3 protein-coding genes are annotated in these 3089 nt (G+C 41.4%); all 3 read right to left on the bottom strand.

Features of this window, described 5'->3' with window-relative positions:
- The coding region (locus tag QZZ35_RS10490) for a Z1 domain-containing protein (RefSeq protein WP_291237355.1) at nucleotides 1-2210 on the bottom strand (2210 nt) is incomplete at its 3' end.
- On the bottom strand, nucleotides 2176-2622 hold the full coding sequence (locus QZZ35_RS10485) for a very short patch repair endonuclease (protein ID WP_291237354.1): 447 nt from the start codon (nucleotides 2620-2622) through the stop codon (nucleotides 2176-2178). The genes QZZ35_RS10490 and QZZ35_RS10485, both read right to left, overlap by 35 nt.
- 114 nt (nucleotides 2623-2736) lie before the next feature.
- Entirely contained in the window at nucleotides 2737-2949 is a 213-nt protein-coding gene (locus QZZ35_RS10480) for a helix-turn-helix domain-containing protein (RefSeq protein WP_291237353.1), read from the bottom strand.
- Nucleotides 2950-3089 lie beyond the last annotated feature (140 nt).

The following is a 3089-nucleotide window of genomic DNA, read 5'->3' as shown; positions in this document are numbered from 1 at the left end:
ATAGAACACAACAGCTTTTCAGCACTATCAATATTCTCCTTCAGCACCGAGGAATCATTGTCAAACTGAGTTACTTCGTAGCTGTCACCGCTGAAGTCAAAATCACACTCGATACTTCTTTGAGCTTTATTTTTTGAAGTAAGCATGAACTTTGAAATTAATGCACTGTTCAGTATCTTCGGGCCGTACTTTGAAGGGCTGATCCCGCGCTCCATAAAGTCTTCAAACTCGACTTTGAGCTTTTCGTCGATCTTTTCAAGCAATTGGTATTTCTGTTCGACTGCCTGCGGCATCCATATTCTCTGCAAAAGCTCATAACCGGCTCTGTATCCGAACCATCGAGCCATCTGCATTAACGTATCCGCAAGATTGGAATTTCGGGCAAAGTATGTGCAAACAAGCCCCTCTATTGTTAAGCCGCGAGACAGAGTATTCCCGCCCATAACAATAAATACAGGAGCCTTAGCCATATTGTTGAGCTGTTCGGAAGTGGGGTAGACTATTCTTAAATATGTCCCGTCTTCGGCATATTTATTTGCCTTGCAATTATCAACGCACAGATGAACCGCGTTTTCATGATAGGTCAGTTCTTTGGCTTCTCCCATCATGATGTTTTCAATGCCTGAAAGGATAGACGCAATTTCATCTTTAATTTCAGTAAAAGCGGGCATATCCGCATCAACTTTATTGATATTGCCGTAATCGGGATATCCGCTTTTCAAATCATCAAAGGTAAACTGCTGAACTTCATCGGAATAAACAGACTCACACAATGACAGAATTGAACCCGTTGTGCGTTCTCTTGTCATCCAATCTCTGATTGTTTCATATTCGGACAGGTGACCGTTCTGGAGTGCTGTTGTATGTATCAGCATACTTATCGGCTTTTTATGTCCACGCTTGCGCAATACCGCAGAAGCACATAAGAACCATGCAATGGATTTTTTCATTTCATCTGGTAATGTAAATGAACTACCCTCATGAATGCCTTTCAGCGCTTTAACTTCCGCGTCTGGAATTCTGCGAACAATATTTAATCCAGGGTATCTTTCATCCGTGCAACTGCCGAATATTACTTTTGCACCGAAATATTCTTTTGATTCCGGTAGGCTGCTGATAAAGTTTTTCGGATACAGCGAGCTTTCATATGCTTCGTTTAAGACATTGGCATAAGGCGTTGCAGTAAAGCTGATATAATTCATCGCCTGGAACGGAGCGGACGATTTTCTGCCTTCTTCATCACATCCGTTCACGAGATCGATAATGTATTGATTTACGGCAGTTCTTTCGATTTCTTCTTCTGATTCCACGCCATCCATTTTGCGTGTATTTACACTTGCCTGATCTGCTTCATCATCGATGACCAGAATTCTCATTCTGGCGGCTTTACCCGGATTCGAATGCAACCACTTAATCAATCTTTCAAGACGTTTGGAGTTTTTCAGGCAAACCATTACATACCGATGGAGCCATTTGGAATCGGATTTTCCGTCCTGAAAAATATTCAGACTGATGTCATCAGAAAGGTATTTTTTCTTGTCATCAATATCAATATAATAATCCGGATTGGAGGTGTAATCGAGAACATGCCAACTTACACCACCGCTCTTTTTCAAATCATGGAAGAAACGATCCCGTGTTTGCTTTCTGAGGTTATCAATCGAACCGGACAGAATAATAATCATGTTCCAGTCATAGTGTGCCGCCATTGCCGCCAAGCCAATCATGTTAGCAGTTTTTCCGGACTGAACGCTGCCCATAACCAGTCCCTTAACAGGCCCGGATGCTCTTGTATCACGACTGAGATGATTCAAAATCCAGTGACAGTTTCTCTCGACAAAACCGACGGCAGCATCTGTCATTTTCGGCTTTCCGTCATACTTCCCCAAAAGATAGTTCTTATATCTGATCCAAGCAGATCCGCTATCTGTGGGAACGGTGAATGAGTTATTCAAATGGCCGTCTGAAATGCCGACAGGCACATAGAGCGGCGTATAGTCCGCACTCATTTCATCAACAAGCTCCGCCCAATCGGAAAAGGTCATATTTTGAGGAATAATAAGTTCCTCATTCTGAAGCCGATCGAAAACATCCGGAGCTTCCTCTTCGGAAACACAAAACTTTTTCACTTCATCCCATGTTTTCCCGTTCTCGATTTGCTCGGCAATCCATTTTTTACAGTCTAAAAATTCTTCCGATGCAAAGCTCATAGTTTCCCTCCAACGCCCTGACTATATCGTCAGCACATACAACTGTATTTTTCTTTATCTCTTTTCCCCAGAATCGCAATACAAGCCAGCCATCAGCGCTAAGCTTATCGTTCACTTCAAAATCCCTTTGAATGTTTCGCTCGATTTTCGGAATCCAAAAGTCTCGATTAGATTTAATATCGTTTTTTCGCTTTTCCCAGTCGAAACCATGCCAAAACTCGCTATCGCAAAACACGGCGACCTTTTTCCCGATAAAAACAATATCAGGATGCCCGAATACTTTATTGGAATTTTTACGGTATCGAATTCCTCTGTTCCAAAGTTCTCTCCTGAGCAGTAATTCGATTTCCGAGTCCTTATTTTTTACGGCTTGCATATTCTTGTGCCGTTGTTCAGGCGTGTGTTTATCCATGCGATTGAGCTCCTCACCAATACTCCTTACTTATCTGTTTCTATGGTGTTGAGTAATGTAATTTGGGATTTTTCACAGTATATTATTTCATAAGTGATGTCCCAAAAAACGGACTTACTCTTTATCATCCGGCACAAAATCCATAATATCTTCCACGCGGACGTCAAGTGCTTTGCAGACAGCGCCAAGAACGTCAGTGGTTACGTCTTTATTTCTTGCAAGCTTGCACATCTGATAGTGCGTGATTCCTGCCATTTCTTCGAGGTCCTTTTTCATCAAGTTACGGTCGATCAAAAGATGCCAAAGCTTTTTGTATGTAACTGCCATTTGATGAATTCTCCTTAAAAATCAGTTTTCAAAAGGCATAAGCGTTAGTGCTTATACGACTACATTTTACATTATATCACACTTTTCTCAAAAATTCAACATAAGTAGAAAATTTCAGACTTTCGTAAAGAAATATTTTT

Source organism: Frisingicoccus sp. (genome assembly GCA_016298055.1).
Lineage (GTDB): Bacteria > Bacillota > Clostridia > Lachnospirales > Lachnospiraceae > Frisingicoccus.
The sequence above is the reverse complement of the archived record's forward strand: the minus strand, read 5'-3'. Positions and strand labels throughout refer to the sequence as shown.